This is a genomic window from Nocardia nova NBRC 15556 (assembly GCF_001613005.1).
Classification (GTDB): Bacteria; Actinomycetota; Actinomycetes; order Mycobacteriales; family Mycobacteriaceae; genus Nocardia; species Nocardia nova.
This window is the reverse complement of record NZ_BDBN01000068.1, coordinates 1-18,274: the sequence shown is the minus strand read 5'-3', so window position 1 is coordinate 18,274 and position 18,274 is coordinate 1. Positions and strand designations below refer to the sequence as shown.

Below are 18,274 nucleotides of genomic sequence, written 5' to 3'. Positions count from 1 at the left end.
GCAACGTCTCAGCGCATCAGGCGGAAACGTCGCCGATGCAATATCCGCTATCGGTCGCCTTCACGGTGTATGTCCGTTCCTGCTGACTGCCGCCGGCCGTGACCGTGGCCGATATGGACAGATAAGTGCTGTTCAGAGCAGTGGAACTGAGCGACTGATCGGCGAAGGCGGTCGCGGTGGCGAGCTTGGCCGCATCGGTCGCCAGCGGCGGGCGCGATGTGCGTCCGGTGCCGTTCGGATCCCAGGCGGTGTCGGCGGTGCACACCAGAGGATGGGAGTTTTCCTGGTCCGCCGCGTCGATCGGATGTCCTGTCTGGCGTGACAGATAGCGTCGGACGACGTGGCGGGCGTCGGCGGTCTGGGCCTCGCTGCCGGTGCCGAAACCGATCTCGGCGCCGGCGGGGTAGACCCGTGGGCAGGCGTATCCGGTGGCGATATCCGCTCGCTCGGCGACCACGGTAACGGCATCGGCGGTTCCGCTCGCCGACTTCCACACGAGGGCGGTGCCGTTGTCGCTGCCCGGCTGCGCCAGCGCCGACTCGATGGCCGACTTGTCGGAGTACATCGTCTCGACGTTGCGGGGAGCCATCGTCCAGCACTTGGCTTCCATATCCGCCGGAGTAAGTTGCCGCAGATCGTTCACCCAGCGGGTCATGGCCGCGGTGGCCTGCGGATCGGCCGTCACGAGGGCCACCGCGATCGCGGATTCGGGCGGCGCGGGGGTGGCCCGGGGCGCGGGAGCGGCGATACGGGAGGACGAGGGAGCGGCGAATTGCGTTGCCGCGGAAGAATTATCGGACTTGTGATAGTCGGTGCCCTCGATGCCGACCTGCGAATCACATCCGGCGAGGATGCCCGCGACCACGATCGCCAGACCGCCTGCCCGCGCCGCCGAGAGCCGCCTGCCGCGTCGCGCCGTGCGGCCGGTATGCAGCGCCACGCCCATACCCCCTCGTGGTTTCCGGCCGCCTGCACGCGATGCTGGACTGGGGCTTTCCACTGCGCTGAACCTCGTTTCCTGTGCGGCGGTCGGTAGCGAAAATGTGACAGCGACTACGCTAGCGGAATTGTGGAACCCGTATACCGGACGATCATCGGCCTGGCCCGGACCGTCTTCTTCGTACAGGGACTGAAATTCGACGTCACGGGGGCTGAGAACATCCCCGCGCAGGGCGGCGCGGTCATCGCGATCAACCACACCGGCTATATGGACTTCACCTACGCGGGCCTGCCTGCGCGGACGCCGAAGCGCTATATCCGGTTCATGGCGAAGAAGGAAGTCTTCGACAACTCGATCTCCGGGCCGATCATGCGCGTGCTGCGGCACATCCCGGTCGACCGCGCGGCCGGCGCGGACTCCTACAAGGCGGCCGTGGACTATCTGCGCCGCGGCGAACTGGTCGGGGTGTATCCCGAGGCGACCATCAGCCGCAGCTTCGAGATCAAGGAATTCAAGTCGGGTGCCGCCCGGATGGCCATCGAGGCCGGTGTCCCGATCATTCCGATGACGATCTGGGGTGCGCAGCGGGTCTGGACCAAGGGGCATCCGAAGCGCCTGGGCCGCACCAACACTCCCATCTCGATCGCCGTCGGCAAGCCCATCCTGCCGCCCGCCGAGGCGGACGAGAAGGCCGTCGCCGAACTCACCGAGACCGTGCGCTCGACCATGCAGGACATGCTGCTCGGTCTGCAGAAGGACTACACGCACGAGCCCGGCGCATATTGGGTGCCGGCCCGCTTGGGCGGCGGCGCACCGACGCTGGAGGAGGCCGACGCGATGGACGCCGCCGAGGCGAAGGCGAAAGCGGAGGCGCGCGCGGCACGTCGTGCCGCCGAAGCGGGAGATGCCGACTCCTGACGGCAGGATCGGCCCGGTAGTACCAGGAGTGTCACCGATGACGCGAGAGCCAGTTTTCGACGTCCTCACGGGATTGGTCCGCACCATCTTCTGGGCACAGGGCCTGAAGATCGACATCGTCGGCGGCGAGAACATCCCGCGCACCGGTGGTGCGGTCCTGGCCGTGAATCACACGGCCTACCTGGACTTCATGGAGGTCGGACTGGTCGGCCGCGAATCCGGCCGCAACGTCCGCTACATGATGAAGGCCGAACTCGAACACGGCATCGTCGGGTGGCTCATGAAGCACTGCAAGGCAATCGGCGTGGACCGCACCGCCGGCGCCGAGTCCTACTCCCGCGCCGTCACCGCCCTGCGCGACGGCGAAATCGTCGTCGTCTACCCCGAAGCCACCATCAGCCGCAGCTTCGAACTGAAGGAATTCAAATCCGGCGCCGCCCGCATGGCGATCGAAGCCGGCGTCCCCATCGTCCCCATGACGATCTGGGGCGCCCAACGCGTCTGGACCAAAGACATCCCGAAACAATTGGGCCGCAACAACTTCCCGATCAACATCCAGGTAGGCGAACCCATACCCCCCGCCGAACCCGCCGAAGACCTGACCGCCACCCTGCGTTCCAGCATGGAAAAACTGCTCGACGCGGCACAACGAGACTACGAAATGCCACCCGGCGCACGCTGGGTCCCCGCCCGACTGGGCGGTACCGCACCGACATTGGAGCAGGCGAAGGTACTGGAGCGCGAAGAGATGGAACGCCGCGCCGCCGCGAAAGCCGAACGCGCCCAAGGGTGAACGGCTCCGCTGCCTGCGGGGGATCGGGAGTCAATCGTCCGAAGCGACCAGGAGGACGGCCTTCTTCTCATTGCGAGATATGAACAGAAACTCGTGGTACTTACTATGAATATCCGCGTAGTCATTTATCGCAGAGTCGCTCAGCCGTGGTAGCTCATAACAACTGATGCTCGGGTCGTACAGCGGGCGTAGGGCCTCGTCGATTACCGAACGAAGTCCGGATGGGATGACACCTCCCATGCCGAGCCACTCGTCCAGAATGCGGCGGAAGGTCGATCCGTCTCGAAGAAGGTAACTGTCCGGACTTATCGAAGTCAGCCAGTACGGTCCGTGGACGTCGCCATCGGGATCCACGCCGCCACCCACATAATCATCCCGGTACTCGACGGAACCGATGACGCCGGCGATGACGGCCTTGTCATCCGAGATGGCGCTTGCCAGGTCGTAGGTCTTGATTACCATCCACCTGTAGAGATGGTGGGCACCGCCGTCGAACTCGTAGTCGCGGAAGTTTATGAATTGTGACTCGCGAAACGTCACAAGTTCATCCATTTATCAACCTCGTCTCACTCGGACCGATTCTTCGACCTACTTGATGTGCCACCGCTTGATATCAACGCCGGGTACGTCGTTGAAGTCCAATGTCTCCCCTCCGGATTGGCTGAAGGGTCTGTAGGTTACATTCGATTTGGGATCTTTGGATATCTCCCAAACCTCGATGTCGCCCTTCGGGGTGTGTTTCACTTGTGGCGGCCCAAGCTTCTCGAGTAGGTCTTTGTGAGCTTGTTCCAACTCCTGTGCAGATACGAGTTGGACCCCTTGTGCGTCCTCTTCGCCGATCAATGCTCCGGAGTCATCAGTGACTATATCGTGTACGGCCCGTGCTCTCGCCTGCTCGCTGTGCGATATCCCGCCGCCTGATTGACCGGACTCGTCGACGAGGATGGCCTGCATATAGTTGAATTCTGAAAGCCTGAGGGCTGTGGTGGCGAGATCGAGCTCGCGGACCTTCTTGAACGCTTGGTCGGTGCCGGAAGCTCGGGCATCGAGAGCTCGCATGTTGAGGACGTCGGGCATGCTACTCGCCTGGTACGCGCTTTGTATTGCATCCATCACGCCACTGACACTTTTGGCGGGGTTATGAGGATCGGATGGGGAGAGCGCGAAATCGAATAAACAGCCTGATACGCCGCAGCGGGCGACAGCTGTAACGCCGACTTTCGACTCGCTGCGATTGATTCTGTCAGCGCAGGACGTGCCCAGGGTGTTGGTGGCTTCGAAATAGTCGTAGATCGCCTCGCTCAGGTACTCTGTCGCGAGTGCGACAGTTTTGGCGCTTGTTTGCAGCTGGCTCAGGCGGTTTTGAATCTCCTGCCGATGGGTGGCGTCATCCATTCCAATAAAATGGTCCGAGATGACCATTATGCGATCGTGCGCGTCGGTAATCGTAGGATTCGCGGCAAAACTCATCCAGATGCGGTACGCCTTCTCGATTTTGAGTAGGTCACCGTTGGGAAGCTTGCCGAACGTGTCCTCGACCTGGCGGACAAGCTTGTCGAAGAAGGAATCGGCGTCGTTTTGATGAGTGAAACCGAGTCCGTTGTTGCTCACCGACGTCGGGATGACAACCTTGTACTCGCCGACCTGGCTGATCGAGGGCCGAGAGGGCGGTGGGTCGGATTTATTGGTGACGCCCCAGTTGTAGCCCTGGGCGTAGAGCACCGCGGCGTAATTCGAGAGCGCATTGGCCAAGCTCGAACACGCCTGCATGGTTGCCCGTGCGTATTCGTCGTAAGCACCACCCCAATCCTTGCATCCAGGCGCGTCGCCGGCCATGCCCGCGCATTCACCCTTGACCGAGTCATGGACGGGCTTGTCGGCTCGTCGGATGTCATCGGCGAGCTGGTGGCATTCCGAGGCGGCATCGTAGTAGGTTTGCCAGTCGACGATCATCTGTTGCCGCTCTGCAGCATTCGCCAGTTGAGTTCCAGCGCGCGAGTGTAGGCGGCATGGGCCTCTTTGGCCGCGTCGCTCATATCCTTGACGCCTTCGACCAGTTCCCTCGCTCCGTTGATCCATTCGCGGTGTGCGTCGTCGTAGGCGCGGGCGGCCAGGCCTTCCCAGCCGGTGCCCTGCAAGCTCGCCACTCGCTGTTCGATATCCGACAGGTGGTCCTCGATGAAGCCTGCCAGCCCGGACAGGCGGGAGACGATGTGGTCCAGGTGTTCGAGGTCTACCGAGAATCGTGAGGGCACGTCAGGTCCAGTCCAGTCTCGGGATGTCCAGGGCCGCCGCACTGTTCGCGTCGACCGACCGGAATGTCTCCGCCGTCACGCCGAGTTTGTCGGCCAAGGTGGCGAGGGCCTGGAAGATCTGTCGGCCGCCGTCGTGGACCTCGGTCCAGCCTTCGGAGAACTCGTCGGCGTAGTCGCCGGTCCAGCTGTCGGACAGCAATTCCGAAACATCTTTGGCTGCGGAATCCAATGCATTGTGCAGTGTTTCGGCCAAACCGTAGATGTAGACGCCCACATCGCGTACCCGTTCGGGCGCAACGGTGAAATCTTGGCCGGGACCTGGCGAATTCCCCCCACTATCGCTCGTGCCCCGATGCTATGTGAGAGCCCATCGATGGTCCAGGTGGCGGTCGGCCGTTGCCCGGGATGCCGAGTCCGCCGCGGGCGACCGCGACGGGACTGTGGGGATCAGCTCGGGTCGGACCCGCGGATGGCGGCGAACCAGGTGGCGGTGGCGGCGGCTACCACTGTCGCTCCGGCGAAGGCGGGGACGCCGCCGCCGGCGACATATATCCAGAACAGGCCGGCGAAGGGGGCGACGACGGCGAACTGGGCGTCGAGGAGCAGGCGGCGGCCCAGGCGGGTGGACGCGGCGGCGTGGGAGGGGCCGTCGGGGTCGGGGCGGGTCGGGTTGTCGATCAGGCGGCCTTGCGGTTCGGAGTCGCGGGCGGCGCCGGACGGGAACAGGCGGCGACCGTTCACGACCACGGTGGCGTCGCAGGTGGCATCGGATTCCGTCAGGCCGACGAGTGCCGGATCGAAATAGACCGGCAGCCAGTTGGTTCGGCCCTCCGAGCTGAGTTCGAGCCACGATCGGCTCAGCAACCGGTTCTGCTGGCGTACCCGCTTCACCCGGAACGTCCCCGCCGGAATCGTGCGCCACGGCGTCACCCCGAACGCCACCGCGAGACGAAATCCGCTGTACAACACCACAACCAGTGCGACCGCCGCCAACATGGCCAACTGCTCCGAATCGGCGAACGGCGCCCAGGCGATGCAGATCACCAGGGCGCCGATCGTGGTGAGAACCGGATAGGCCAGGGGATGGCCGGTACCGGAAATCACTTCAGGTAGCCGACTTTCGTCCAGTCGAGGGTGGCCAGCCCGCGCGCACCGTAGTTGGCGAGATTGGAACGGGTCGCGACGATGCCGGGCGACTGCAGCAGCGGGAGCGAATGGCCCTCGGCGAAGATCTGGCGGTCGACCTGATTGGCCAGATCGATGGCCTTGTTCGGGTCCAATTCCGAGACGGTCTTCTCGATCAGATCGTTGAGTTCCGGGGAACCGATGTGGCCGTAATTGCCCTGCCAGTTGTTCGGGTCGTATCCCCAGATCTGGCTGATGCTGCCCAAGGGGAACGGGTCACCGACCCAGGAGAACTGCGCCAGATCGAAATCGCCCTTCTGGAACACATTCGTGAACAGCCCCTGTCCCGGCCGAGTGTCGATCGTGAGTTTCACGCCGATCTTGGCGAGATTCTGCTGCATGATCTGCGCCATCTGCACCCAGGACGGGTCGTTGTACATCACATCGCGGATCTCGAGTTTGCGGCCGTCCTTCACGCGCACGTCACCCTGCAATTTCCAGCCGAGCGCGTCGAGTTCGCGGGCGGCGGCATCCGGGTCGTAGGGCAGGGCGTTGTTCTGGTAGCCCTTCTGCCCCTCCAGGTAGATGTGGTTGTTCAGTGGTTTGGGCTCGGCGACGAGTCCGTTCTGAATGGCATTCGCGATACCCTGCCGATCGATCGCCTTGGAGACGGCGACGCGAACCTTGGGATCCTCCAGAATCGACCCCGGGGCGCCGTTGAATGTGAGATGCGACCACTGCAGCGCCGGCGCGCGGCGGATGGAGACATTCGGAACGCCCTGAGCCGTCAGCAGATCGCCGCGACTACCGATTCCGATCGCGTCGAGTTCGTCGTTCTGCAATGCGGGGACCAGCGCCGCCGAATCGAGCACGCTGAAATTGACGGTGTCGAGTTTCGGCGTCGCGCCCCACCATTTCGGGTTGCGGCCCAGCGTGATACGCCCTTGAGTTCGATCGGTGGACTGGATGACGAACGGTCCGGCCGTCACCTTGATCCCGTCGACGAGACTCTTGTTGAACGCCTCCGGATTCGAGGTCACCGACTTCGGGTACAGCAGGCTGTTGCCGGAGAACTGGCCCTGCCATTCACCGAAATGCTTGTTGAATGTCAGCACCGCCTGGCGGTCGTCGACGCCGCGCTCGACCTTCGCGACCCGATCGAAACCCATATTGTTGGCGATCAGATACTCCGGGTTGCGACCGCTCAGCGCCTCGGCTTGAGAGGCGATGTCCTCCCACGTGATCGGCGTCCCGTCCGTCCACACCGCCTTCGGGTTGATGGTGTAGGTGACGGTTTGCGGATCGGTGCCGGTCAACTCGACGTTGGTGAAGTAGTCGGTGTTGAGATGCGTGCCGCCGGCGGCATCGATGGTGAATGCCTGGGGCATCATCGGCCGCTCGACCGCGGTGATGTCGTAGTTGTTGCCGTCGATCTGAAGGGTGTTCCAGTTCGGCGGGAATTCCGAGATCGCCAACCGTAGATTGCCGCCGTCGCGAAGGTCGGCGACGTCGTGCGGGTTGATGTCGTTGGTCGTGCCGAGGTCGGAACTCCCGGTCCCGGTCGTGGAGCCCGAACACCCCGACAGCAGCAATCCGAACGCGACCGCGGGGATCGCGAGCCGGGTTATTGTCGAACGAATCCGCATGGTTTCGTTCTCCTTTCGTCGGGACGGGCGGCTAACTGACGAAGCCGATCTTGGTGTAGTCGTAGGTGGCCAGGCCGGGAGCGCCGTAGTTGGCGACGGTGGTCCGTACCCCGTAGTTGCCGGGATCCTGGGTGAGCGGCAGCGAGAAACCCTCTTCGAAAACCTTGCGGTCCACCTGGTTCGCGAGTTCGATGGCCTTCTTCGGATCCAATTCACTGAGGGTCTGCTCGATCAGTGCGTTCAACTCCGGGGAGCCGATGCGACCGAAATTGCTCTGCTCGTCATCGGGGTGGTAGGCGTAGATCTGCGGGATGCTCCCGAACGGGAATGCGTCACCCGAGAACTGGAACTGCGCGATATCGAAATCGCCGGGGATCATCGCGTCGGTGAAGAAACCCTGGCGTTGCCGGGTGGCGATGGTCAGCTTCACGCCGACCTTCGCGAGGTCACCCTGGACGATCTGCGCGACCCGAACCCAGGTGGGGTCGTTGTACATCACATCGCGAATCTCGAGGCGGCGGCCGTCTTTCACCCGCACATCGCCCTGCTGTTTCCACCCCAGTGCGTCGAGTTCGCGCGCCGCGGCCGCGGGATCGTAGGGCAGGCTGTTGTCCTGATAACCCTCTTGTCCCTGGACGAAGATGTGATTGTTCAACGGCTTCGGATTCGACACCAGACCGTTTTCGATCGCATTCGCGATGCCCTGCCGATCGATGGCCTTCGATATCGCCACCCGCAGTGCGGGATCCGCCAGAATCGAACCGGGCGCGCCGTTGAAGGTGATGTGCCGCCACAGATTTCCCGGGGCGTGGCGTACGACCAGTTCGGAACCGCTGCGCACGGTCGCCAGATCCTCGATGGAGTTCAGGCGCGCGGCGTCGAGTTCGTTGTTCTGCAGGGCCGCCGCATATGCGGACTGATCCATCACACTGAAGGTGATGGTGTCCAGTTTCGGAGTATCGCCCCACCATTTCGGATTGCGGCCCAGCACGATTCGGCCCTGCGTGCGATCGGTGGAGCGGACCACGAACGGCCCGGAGGTGAGCGCGATACCGCCGGCGAGCGCGCGATTGAAGGTATCCGGATCGGCGGTGACCGATTTCGGATACAGCATCGCGTTTCCGGCGAACTGACCGCGCCAATCCGCGTAGTGCTGTTTGAAGGTGATCACGGCCTGCCGGTCGTCGACCCCGCGTTCGACCTTGTCGACCCGATCGAATCCGTTGTTGATCGCGATCTGATAGCGGGTGTCCACGCTCGACAGCGCATGGGCTTGGGAGGCGATGTCCTCCCAGGTGATCGGTGATCCGTCACTCCACACTGCCTTGGGGTTGATGGTGTAGGTGACCTGTTGCGGATCGGTGCCGGTGAGCTGGATATCGGTGAAATAGTCCTTGTTGATCGTCAATTGGCCGGTCGCGTCGATCAGGTACGACCGCGGCATCAACGGCCACAGCACCTCCCCGGTCTCCAACTCGTTGCCGTCGATGGACAGGGAATTCCAATTGGCCGGATATCCGCTGATCGCCAACCGCAGGTTGCCGCCGTCGCGCACCGCATCGCGCGGCTGCGGATTGATGTCGTTGGCGGATCCGAGGGCCGCGGGCCCGTTCGTGGTGTTCACCGATGCGCAGCCGGCCAGCGTGATGGCCACCCCGGCCGCCACTACGACAGCGGCCGAACGCAATGCCCGGGAACGTATCCTCACGACGAACTCCTAGCGCGCGACGACCGGAAGCGGAACCGCGTCGATCAGCGCGCGGGTGTACTCGTGCTGCGGCGACGCGAAAATCTGCTCGGCCGGACCGGATTCGACGATCTTGCCGCGATACATGACCGCGATATCGTGCGCGAGATTGCGGACCACCGAAAGATCATGGGAGACGAACAGATACGACAGCCCGCGTTCGGCCTGCAGATCCCGCAGGAGGTTCAGCACCCCGGCCTGAATGGAAACGTCGAGCGAGGACACCGGCTCGTCGAGTACCAGCAGTTGCGGGTCCAGCGCCATCGCCCGCGCGATATTGATGCGCTGCTTCTGCCCGCCCGAGAAATCGGCCGGATAGCGATCGGCGTGTTCGGCGCGAAGACCTACCTGCTTCAGCAATTCCGGTACCCGCTTGCGAATGTCGTCGCGGGACCGGCCGTCGACGCGCAACGGCTCGGCCAGGGCGTCGAAAATCGGCAGGCGCGGATCCAGCGAGGACGCCGGATCCTGGAACACGATCTGCAATTTGCGGCGGATATCGCGTTTGCGCTGCTTGCTCAGCGTCGCGACATCCTCGCCGAAGACCTCGATCGTGCCCGCCTGCGGCTGCACGAGGTCCATGATCTGGCTCAACGTCGTCGATTTCCCGGATCCGGATTCACCGACCAGCGCGAGTGTGCGTCCCTTGCGGACCGCGAAGTCGATGCCGTCGACCGCGCGCACCTCGCCGGTACGGCGCTTGAAGACCACACCGGAGGTGACCGGGAACGTCTTGATCAGGCCCGAAACCCGCAGCACCACATCGGAATCGGCGGGTTCCGGCGCGGCGACGCTGTCGGTGTCGTGGCGGTAGGCGGCGAACAGGTCCGCGGTCCCCACCTCGGCGGTGCGGATGCAGGCCGCCCGGTGCGCGGGCGCGGTTTCCTGCAGTGGCGGCTCCGCGGCCAGGCAGTCGTCGATCGAGACCGGGCAGCGCGGCGCGAAGGGACAGCCCGGCGGCAGGGCGTGCATGGGCGGGGGCGTACCCACGATCGGGATGAGCGGCGTCCGGGCCGGGCCGTCCATCCGCGGGATGGAACCGAGCAGGCCGACGGTGTACGGCATCCGCGGCGAGTTGAACAGCTCTGCGGCGGGGGCGTTTTCGACGATCCGTCCGGCGTACATCACCGCCACCCGGTCGGCCAGCGTGGCCGCGATCCCCATGTCGTGGGTGATCATGATGACGCCGGCGCCGGTGATGTCGCGCGCCTTGCGCAGCAGGTCGAGAATCTGCGCCTGCACCGTCACATCCAAGGCGGTGGTGGGTTCGTCGCAGATGATCAGTTCCGGATCGTTGGCGATCGCCATCGCGATCACCACGCGCTGGCGCATACCGCCGGAGAATTCGTGCGGAAAAGCCTTGGCGCGCACGGCCGGCTCGGGAATACCGACCAGATCGAGCAGCTCCACGGCCCGGGCCGCGGCCTGCGACTTGCTCATCTTCTTGTGGGCGACCAGGGCCTCGGCGATCTGATCACCGACCCGGTAGACGGGCGTGAGCGCCGAGAGCGGGTCCTGGAAGACCATGCTGATCCGCGTCCCGCGCAGCGCCGAAAGCTGCTTGTCGCCCATGCCGAGCAACTCCCGGCCCCGCAGGCGGATCGAGCCGCGGATGCGGGCCTGATCGGGCAGCAACCCCATCACGGCCAGCGAGGACACCGATTTACCGGAACCCGACTCGCCGACGATGGCCAGCACCTCACCGTCGGCGACGGTGTAGTTCACTCCGCGCACCGCGTCGATGCGGCCCTCCTCGCTGGGGAAGGACACATGCAGGTCCGACACCTCCAGCAGGGGTGCGGTCGTGCTGCGCCGCGCGTCCGCCCGGTCGGCGGATTCGGTGGTGCGATCGGTCATGCCGCTTCAATCCTCTTGTCCGCCTGCTCATCCGGACGGGCACCGGAGGTTCGCGCCGACTTCCCGCGCTGCGCCTTGTCCCGCTTCGCCGCCCGGTCGGCCTTCCGGCCCGCCCGCGCGCCCTTGGAACTCGGGTCGAAGGCGTCGCGCAGGCCGTCGCCGACGAGGTTGGCGCACAGCACGATCGCGATCAGGAAACCACCCGGGAACAGGAACAACCACGGGAAGGTCAAGGCCGATTTGGTGCCGAAGGCGATCAGCGAGCCCAGTGACACGTCCGGCGGTTGCACACCGAATCCGAGGAAGCTCAGACCCGTTTCGGACATGATCGCCGCGCCGACGGCGAGAGTGGTGTCGATGATCAGGATCGAGGCGATATTCGGCACGATGTGGGTGACGATCACCGAACGCGTCGAAGCGCCCATATACCGTGCCGCACGGACGAATTCGCGTTCGCGCAGGCTCAGCGTCAATCCACGCACGATGCGGGCACTGATCATCCAGCTGAACCCGGCCAGCAACACGATCAGCAGCAGAATCGAGCTGCTGCCCTTGGTGCGCGGGGCGAAGATCGCGATGATGATGAAGCTGGGAACCACCAGCAGCAGGTCGACCAGCCACATGATCGCGCGGTCGGTCCAACCGCCGAGCAGACCCGCGATCGACCCCGCGGTGACCGCGACCAGCGAGGTCAGCACGGCCACGCAGATGCCGATGATCAGCGATTTCTGCAAACCGTGCAGAGTCTGGGCCAGCATGTCCTGGCCGATCTCGTTGGTTCCGAACCAGTGCTGCGGCGACGGCGGCTGCAGCAGCGCGTACGGGTCGCGCTCCTGATAGTCGTAGGACAGGAACGGCGGAATCGCGAAGGCGCCGATCAGCATGATGATCAGCACGGTCGCGCCGACGACGGCGGGCTTGTTGCGCAGGAACCTGCGCCACACCAGCTTTCGGCGTCCGGCCGCAGCGGGTTCCGGCGCGCCCTGCGCGATGATCTCGGTTTCGGTCACTTTCTCGCCCCGATCATCCGACCCGCACTCGCGGATCCAGAATCGCATACACGATGTCGGACAGCAGGCCCGAAACCAGCACCACGAATCCCGCGAACACCGTGACGGTCACCACGATGTAAATGTCCTGCGCGTTGATCCCGTCGACGAGCCATTCACCGACGCCGTGCCAGCCGAAGATCTTCTCGGTGAAGGTGGCGCCGGTGATCAGCGCGCCGAGGCTGTAGGCGAACAGGGTCGCCATCGGAATCAGCGCGGTGCGCAGGCCGTGTTTGTAGAGCGCACGGCGGCGGGTGAGTCCCTTGGCCCGCGCGGTGCGGATGAAGTCGCTCTGCAGCACATCGAGCATGGCGTTGCGCTGGTAGCGGCTGTAACCGGCCATTGCGCCCAGGGCGAGACCGAGGCTCGGGACGATCATGTGCTGCACTCGGTCGACGAACTGATTCCACACCCCGTGCACGGCATTGGCCGAGGTTTCACCGGTATAGAGGAATATCTGCTGCCCCGCGGCCGAATTTATTTCCAGCGCACCGTATTTCAGTAGCGTGGCCAACAGGAAGATAGGCGTGCTGAGCACCAGCAGGGAAAATATCGTCGTGAAGTAGTCGCTGAACCGATATTGCCGGATCGCACCGGCCGCACCGATCAGCACGCCGAGGACCGTTCCGACGACCGAGCCTACGATCAGCAACCGCAGACTGACCCCGATCCGGCGCGGCAGTTCCTGGCTGACCGGCTGCCCCGTCAGGGTCGTGCCGAAGTCACCGTGCACCACGCCGCCGACCCAGGTGAGGTAGCGCTGCGGGATCGGCTGGTCGAGATGCAGTTCGTGGGCCTTGGCATCGATCACCGACTGCGGCGGTCGCGGATTTCGCTGTTCGAGGCTGTCCAGCGGGCGAAATGTCAGCGACGCCAGACTGAAAGCCAGGAACGACGCCAGCGCCAGCAGCACGACATAGTTGAGCGCACGTCGTAGCAGAAAGCCGGTCATCGGTCCCCTCGGGTCGGTTACTAGCCCCTGATCATAGGGAATGGTCTCGAGTCCACCGGTGACATCGTGCACCACTTCCGGCCCACTCGCAGGCGGGGCGCGGGCAAATGATTACAGCCACGCCGGAATTTCGGGCAGGATGGAATAGGTGACGCGTCTGCCGAAGCCGAAGATGGTGGCCACCGATGTCGATGGCACGCTGCTCGACGAATGGGAACGGGTGACTCCGCGCACCCGTACCGCGGTGGCCGCGCTGATCGCCGACGGAGTGCCGTTCGTGCTGGCCACGGGTCGTCCGCCGCGCTGGATCGATCCGGTGGTCGAGGGCCTGGGCTTTCCTCCGCTGTGTGTCTGCGGCAACGGCGCGGTGATCTACGACAGTGCCGCCGATCGCATCCTGCACACCAGCACATTGGATGTGGAGAGTCTGGCGTGGATCGCCGACCTCGCCGAGCGCGTGCTACCCGGCTGCGGGCTGGCCGCCGAGCGCGTGGGCCGCAGCGCGCACGATGCCGCGACGCCGCAATTCGTCAGCTCACCCGAATACGAGCACGCCTGGCTGAATCCGGACGACACCCAGGTGTCGCGGCAGGAGGTCATCTCGGCGCCGGCGATCAAGATGCTGATCCGGCTGCGGGGAACGCCCAGTGCGGAGATGCAGTCGGCCCTGGAACCCCACCTGGCCGGGCGGGCCGACATCACCTACTCCACCAACAACGGGCTCATCGAACTGTCCGCGCCCGGGATCACGAAGGCCGCCGGCTTGAGTGTGGTCGCCGAGCGGCTCGGGGTGGACCCGGCGGCGATCCTGGCCTTCGGCGATATGCCCAACGACGTGCCGATGCTCCGGATGGCCGGGCACGGCGTGGCGATGGGCAACGCTCACCCCGAGGCCCAGGCCGCCGCCGACGAGATCACCGCCTCCAATTCGGAGGACGGCGTCGCGCGGGTGCTCGAGCGCTGGTGGGAGAGCTGAGGACCTCAGCCCAGGTTGTCTCGGCCCGAAGCAATCGTGCAAACCTCGCCGCAATCGGCGGGTTTCGCGCATGTGGGTGGAGGTTTGCACGAATAGTTCGGGGTGCCGACCTCGGCCTTCAGCCCGCCGGGGCCGGAGGAACGGGCTGGGACGGCGCCGCCGCAGCGGACTCGGGCGCGGGCGGCGCTTCGGGAACCGGACCAACCGGTGCGGGTGCGGCCGATGCTTGCGGATCGGAAGGCGCGGGCGCGTCCGGAGCCGTCGGCGGGGCCGGGGCGTCCGCGACGGGCAGTGCCTGCGGAATCGGCTCGCCCGCCGGGCCGGGTTGTGCCCCATCGTGTTTCAGCAGGGTGGTGACGACGCCGGTGGCGGTGTCGAGGATCAGTGAGCCGAGCCGGAAATCGGCCCGCTGACCGCCGGGAACCGGATACGGATTGCGCAAAGGCGTTCCGAGCGCCCCGGATTCGGCGCCGAGCTGGACGAAGCGGTCGAGGATCCGGCCTGCCAGCTCGACGATCGCGCCGTCGGGCGCGGCGTAGACGTAGCCGTTGACGAACTTGGCGTACTGGCCGCCGTCGCCGGTCGGCGTCGGTTCGGAGGAGGCGGCGCCGAGGTGTCCGTTCGGACCGCCCTGCCCCGCCCAGTATGTGGCGATCGCGTTCGCGAGAGCCGCCAGATCCGCGTGCGCGCGTTGGTCTTTCGGAGCCGCGGGCGCGGTGCCGGCGGCGACGCCCGCGGCGATCTCGCGGATGCGATCCATGCGCGCATAGGCGGCATCGCCGGGGCAGGTGGTATTGCCGACATCGCGATGTGCGAACACGATCGGCAGGTCCACCGCCGCACCCTCGGCGTACGGGGTGTAGTCGGTGCCCTCGGAGTACATGGTGGTGTGGCCCTCGGGGTCCAGTCCCGCGATCTCGGCCCGCCAGCCGACGAACTGCCCGGTGGCCTGGAGCTGGGCGTCGCTGGGCGGTTCGGTCTCGAAATCGCCCATCATCGCCACGCCCGCGGTGTTCTCGTTGAAACCGCCCGCGTGCGCGCCCTCGACCGGGCGGTCCAGACCGCCGTAGCGGCCCTCGAAGATCTGGCCGTACTTGTCGACCAGTGCGTTGTAGCCGATATCGCACCAGCCCAGCGTTTTGGCGTGATACGCGTAGATCGCGCGCACGATGCCCGCGGACTCGGCCTTGGTGTAGTCGTTGCGCCCGGCGGTGTGGTGCACGGTGATTCCGCCCAGCCCGTCGTCGTAGGTGGGTTCCTCGCAGCGCAGCGATTCGTCGGCGCCCCACTGCGCCCGGCTGATCACCTTCGGCCCGCCGCCAGGTAGCGGCGCGGCGACGGAGGCCAGGTCGTCGTCGATCGCGCCGCGCCCGGGATTGATCAGCACCGCCGAGAGTTGCGACGCGGCCTGCTGCGCCGGGTCGTCGGAGCGGCCGGCGGCCGGGGTGATCGCCTTGTGGGTGGTCAGTATCTGAACCGCCTTGGTCTCGCCGACGTAGATCGGTTCGGTGCCGGTCCGGGCGGGGGCGGCCGCGTGATCGCTGCGATCGGTATCGACCCGATCGGCCGGGAACCACGGTCCCCAGGTGCCGTCGGCCTGCTGGGCGCGGATCAGAGAGGTGGTGTCGGCCAGTTCCTTCGCGGTCAGCGCGACCATGCTGAACGGGGTGTCCCGAGTCAATTCCTTGACCTCCGCACCGACCTGATCGGCCATATCCGGTGGTACGGCACCGGGCGACAGGGCGGGGGCGGCCGGGTCGGCGCCGGGAACCTGCGCGGGGTCGAGCGGAGCGGCGATGAAGCCGGGGCCGGCGTGCGCGGGGGAGGCGGCGGGAGTCCGCGTCGGCACGGCGGGGGCGGGAGCCTGCGGGGTGACCGGACCGGCGTAGGGCGTCGGGGTCGGGGTGGTGGTCGTCGGATCACCGAATTGGGGTAGTGGGATCTCGCTGGGTAGCTGTAGGCCCGGCGGGGCGGGTAGGCCGGGCGGGACGGGAATCGACTTCGGCAGCGGGAGTTTCCGCAAGTCGGACAGGCGCAGATCGGGCAGGTTCAAGCCGGTGAGTTCGCGCAGCGGCAACACGATGTCGGGAGCGGACGCCAAGGCCACCTCGGCGAGTTGCGCGGGTATCGCGGCAAGATCGCTGTCGCCCGCTGGGCGATAGCCGGGAGAGTCGCGCAGCGTCAGCGTCGCGAGCGGGGCGGCGACCGCGAGAGTCGCGACCACGGGGAGGACGACGGAACGTTTCGGGCGGCGGTACGGCACGAGCATCTCCCATTCAGGTAGAACCGGTGACCGTCAGCGTGGAACAGGGTGTCGCGCGGGGTTGATTCCTGACGGATCGATGGTCACACTAGTCCCAAATGCCACAGATCTAAACCTTTGGTTGAGGATTAGGTCTAGGATAGCTCGAATGTAACTTTCCAGTAGCCGCCCGAGTGCGCGCCGCGACGTCCGATGGGCGCCGTCCGCACACCACAGGAGGGTTCGATGACCCGGACCGAAGCCGCCCGCACCGGCGCCGCGCCGCCGCCGGAACACTCGAACAGCGCACCAGCGGTCGGGGTCGTGTGCGGATTCCGGAGCCGACTCCGGCGTCGGCACGGTGACCTGCTGCGTCGTCGGCGGATTCGGCGCGGCGCGCTGATCGGATTGGTCGTGGTCCCGGTGACCGGCGGGATCGTCGTCGCCTTCGCGGTGCCGATATTCGGTTCGGGCACTCGCAACGCTGCCTATCAGGCGGCCGCGGGCCCCGGGCACGGGCGCGGGATGAGTCAGGTGGGTGCGTTCGACCAGGCCACGGCGGGCGCGACGGCCGACGGCATTCTGGCGCACTACTACCCGGGCGCCCAACTCGGAACGATCGCGCCGACCACGGTCCGGGTGCGGCTCACCGTCTACGACAAGGAAACGCTCGACGTGTACTCCGATTCCGGGCTGACCGTCGCCGGTCGGCGGGTCGTGGCGGGACAGGCCGCGCACCTGACCCCGACGCCGGACGGCGGCGCGAACGTCGTGGTGACCATCGGTTGTGACGGTGATGTGCTGTGGCAGGGCTCCACCGACGACCCCTGGGCCTATCCCGCCGACCCGGGTCCCGATCGGCCCGCGGCCGAACATCTGAAGGTGTGCGACGGCTCGAGTTTCCGTGGGGTTCTGGGTGTTACGCAGGACAACGGGCAGCCGGTGACGGTGAATCAGCTCGACGTCGAGGACTATCTGCTCGGTGTGGTTCCGGCGGAGATGGAGGCCAATTGGGCCGACAAGGGCGGTGCGGAGGCGCTGCGGGCGCAGGCTGTCGCGGCCCGCTCGTACGCCTTGGCCGAACACCGCTACCCCTATGCCCAGACCTGCGACACGACCGACTGTCAGATGTATCCCGGCACCGACAAGGAAGATCCGCGCGCGGCCGACGCGGTCCACTCCACCGCGGGGCAGGTGCTGATGCGTGACGGCCACATTCTGCGCACCGAGTATTCGGCGGCGCCCGGCGGCGGGCAGCCGATCGACATCACTACTCTCGAGGTCGGGCCGACACCCGCGGAACTGGAAGCGGCGCCCGGCGTTCCGGCCGCTCCCGCCCCGGCGGCACCCGAACAACCGGTGCCAGAACAGGCGGTGCCCGAACAAGCGGTGCGCGGCACTACCGCCATCGATGCGAAGTATGCCGAAAGTGGCGGCGCGGCAGGGCCTTTGGGCGACCCGATGGGTCCGGAGTCGTTGTTGCCGGGCAAGGTCGGAACCTTCCGCCTGTACAAGGGTGGCGTCATCATCGCGACCCCGACCCTCGGTGCCCAGATCGTCGATTACGCCCGCCTGCTGCAGATCGCGCCGCAGGTCAGCCAGAGCGCGGGGGAGGGCGCCGGGGTGCGGGCCGCGGCTCCCGGCGGCACCCGCATCCCGGGGACGGCGGCGACTCCCACCCCGCCACCGGCTCCCAGCGGGCAGGATGCGGCCACCGGACCCGGCCCTGCGGACTCCGTCGGTACTCCGGCTGCCGCGCCCGGCAGTTCGGCTG

15 protein-coding genes and 1 pseudogene are annotated in these 18,274 nt (G+C 65.9%); 4 read left to right on the top strand and 12 right to left on the bottom strand.

Annotated features, from left to right (window positions below):
• Positions 1 to 16 precede the first annotated feature (16 nt).
• Positions 17 to 946: a hypothetical protein gene (locus tag NN2_RS25095; RefSeq protein WP_063016437.1), complete on the bottom strand. Its 930-nt coding sequence runs from the start codon at positions 944 to 946 to the stop codon at positions 17 to 19.
• Between the two features lie 123 nt (positions 947 to 1,069).
• Here NN2_RS25095 and NN2_RS25090 point away from each other — a divergent pair, with 123 nt between their 5' ends.
• Positions 1,070 to 1,858, top strand: a complete 789-nt coding sequence (locus NN2_RS25090; RefSeq protein WP_063016435.1) for a lysophospholipid acyltransferase family protein — start codon at positions 1,070 to 1,072, stop codon at positions 1,856 to 1,858.
• Between the two features lie 37 nt (positions 1,859 to 1,895).
• Entirely contained in the window at positions 1,896 to 2,651 is a 756-nt protein-coding gene (locus NN2_RS25085; protein ID WP_063016433.1) for a lysophospholipid acyltransferase family protein, read from the top strand.
• A gap of 30 nt (positions 2,652 to 2,681) precedes the next feature.
• Here the strand turns inward: NN2_RS25085 and NN2_RS25080 are convergent, their stop codons facing one another.
• The 10 genes and pseudogenes from NN2_RS25080 to NN2_RS25035 all read right to left on the bottom strand — a co-directional run bounded on the left by NN2_RS25080 (position 2,682) and on the right by NN2_RS25035 (position 13,282).
• Positions 2,682 to 3,203 carry a hypothetical protein gene (locus NN2_RS25080; protein WP_063016431.1) on the bottom strand — a complete coding sequence of 174 codons (522 nt, stop codon included), beginning with the start codon at positions 3,201 to 3,203 and terminating at the stop codon, positions 2,682 to 2,684.
• Positions 3,204 to 3,239: 36 nt separating this feature from the next.
• A complete protein-coding gene (locus NN2_RS25075) occupies positions 3,240 to 4,604 on the bottom strand; it encodes a hypothetical protein (RefSeq protein ID WP_063016429.1) in 1,365 nt (454 codons plus the stop codon).
• Positions 4,601 to 4,906, bottom strand: a complete 306-nt coding sequence (locus NN2_RS25070; protein ID WP_063016422.1) for a WXG100 family type VII secretion target — start codon at positions 4,904 to 4,906, stop codon at positions 4,601 to 4,603. Before NN2_RS25070 ends, NN2_RS25075 begins: the two co-directional genes overlap by 4 nt.
• A 1-nt stretch (position 4,907) precedes the next feature.
• A pseudogene (locus NN2_RS25065) lies at positions 4,908 to 5,198 on the bottom strand (WXG100 family type VII secretion target); the annotation flags it as partial.
• A 155-nt stretch (positions 5,199 to 5,353) separates the two neighbouring features.
• The gene (locus NN2_RS25060; protein ID WP_439955864.1) at positions 5,354 to 6,010 is read right to left on the bottom strand and encodes a hypothetical protein; all 657 of its coding nucleotides are present in this window, start codon (positions 6,008 to 6,010) and stop codon (positions 5,354 to 5,356) included.
• A complete protein-coding gene (locus NN2_RS25055) occupies positions 6,007 to 7,677 on the bottom strand; it encodes an ABC transporter family substrate-binding protein (protein ID WP_030516784.1) in 1,671 nt (556 codons plus the stop codon). The genes NN2_RS25060 and NN2_RS25055 overlap by 4 nt, the downstream gene beginning before the upstream one ends.
• A 31-nt stretch (positions 7,678 to 7,708) precedes the next feature.
• Positions 7,709 to 9,385, bottom strand: a complete 1,677-nt coding sequence (locus NN2_RS25050) for an ABC transporter family substrate-binding protein (protein ID WP_063016418.1) — start codon at positions 9,383 to 9,385, stop codon at positions 7,709 to 7,711.
• Positions 9,386 to 9,394: 9 nt separating this feature from the next.
• Positions 9,395 to 11,281, bottom strand: a complete 1,887-nt coding sequence (locus NN2_RS25045; protein WP_063016416.1) for an ABC transporter ATP-binding protein — start codon at positions 11,279 to 11,281, stop codon at positions 9,395 to 9,397.
• A complete protein-coding gene (locus NN2_RS25040) occupies positions 11,278 to 12,291 on the bottom strand; it encodes an ABC transporter permease (RefSeq protein WP_082857245.1) in 1,014 nt (337 codons plus the stop codon). Before NN2_RS25040 ends, NN2_RS25045 begins: the two co-directional genes overlap by 4 nt.
• 13 nt (positions 12,292 to 12,304) lie before the next feature.
• The gene (locus NN2_RS25035) at positions 12,305 to 13,282 is read right to left on the bottom strand and encodes an ABC transporter permease (RefSeq protein WP_030516788.1); all 978 of its coding nucleotides are present in this window, start codon (positions 13,280 to 13,282) and stop codon (positions 12,305 to 12,307) included.
• Between the two features lie 172 nt (positions 13,283 to 13,454).
• On the opposite strand from NN2_RS25035, the gene NN2_RS25030 reads away from it, so the two are divergent.
• On the top strand, positions 13,455 to 14,258 hold the full coding sequence (locus NN2_RS25030) for a Cof-type HAD-IIB family hydrolase (protein ID WP_063016453.1): 804 nt from the start codon (positions 13,455 to 13,457) through the stop codon (positions 14,256 to 14,258).
• A 118-nt stretch (positions 14,259 to 14,376) separates the two neighbouring features.
• Here the strand turns inward: NN2_RS25030 and NN2_RS25025 are convergent, their stop codons facing one another.
• Positions 14,377 to 16,527 carry an N-acetylmuramoyl-L-alanine amidase gene (locus NN2_RS25025; protein WP_063016414.1) on the bottom strand — a complete coding sequence of 717 codons (2,151 nt, stop codon included), beginning with the start codon at positions 16,525 to 16,527 and terminating at the stop codon, positions 14,377 to 14,379.
• Positions 16,528 to 16,746: 219 nt separating this feature from the next.
• Here NN2_RS25025 and NN2_RS25020 point away from each other — a divergent pair.
• On the top strand, positions 16,747 to 18,274 hold a 1,528-nt coding region (locus tag NN2_RS25020), incomplete at its 3' end, for a SpoIID/LytB domain-containing protein (RefSeq protein ID WP_063016412.1).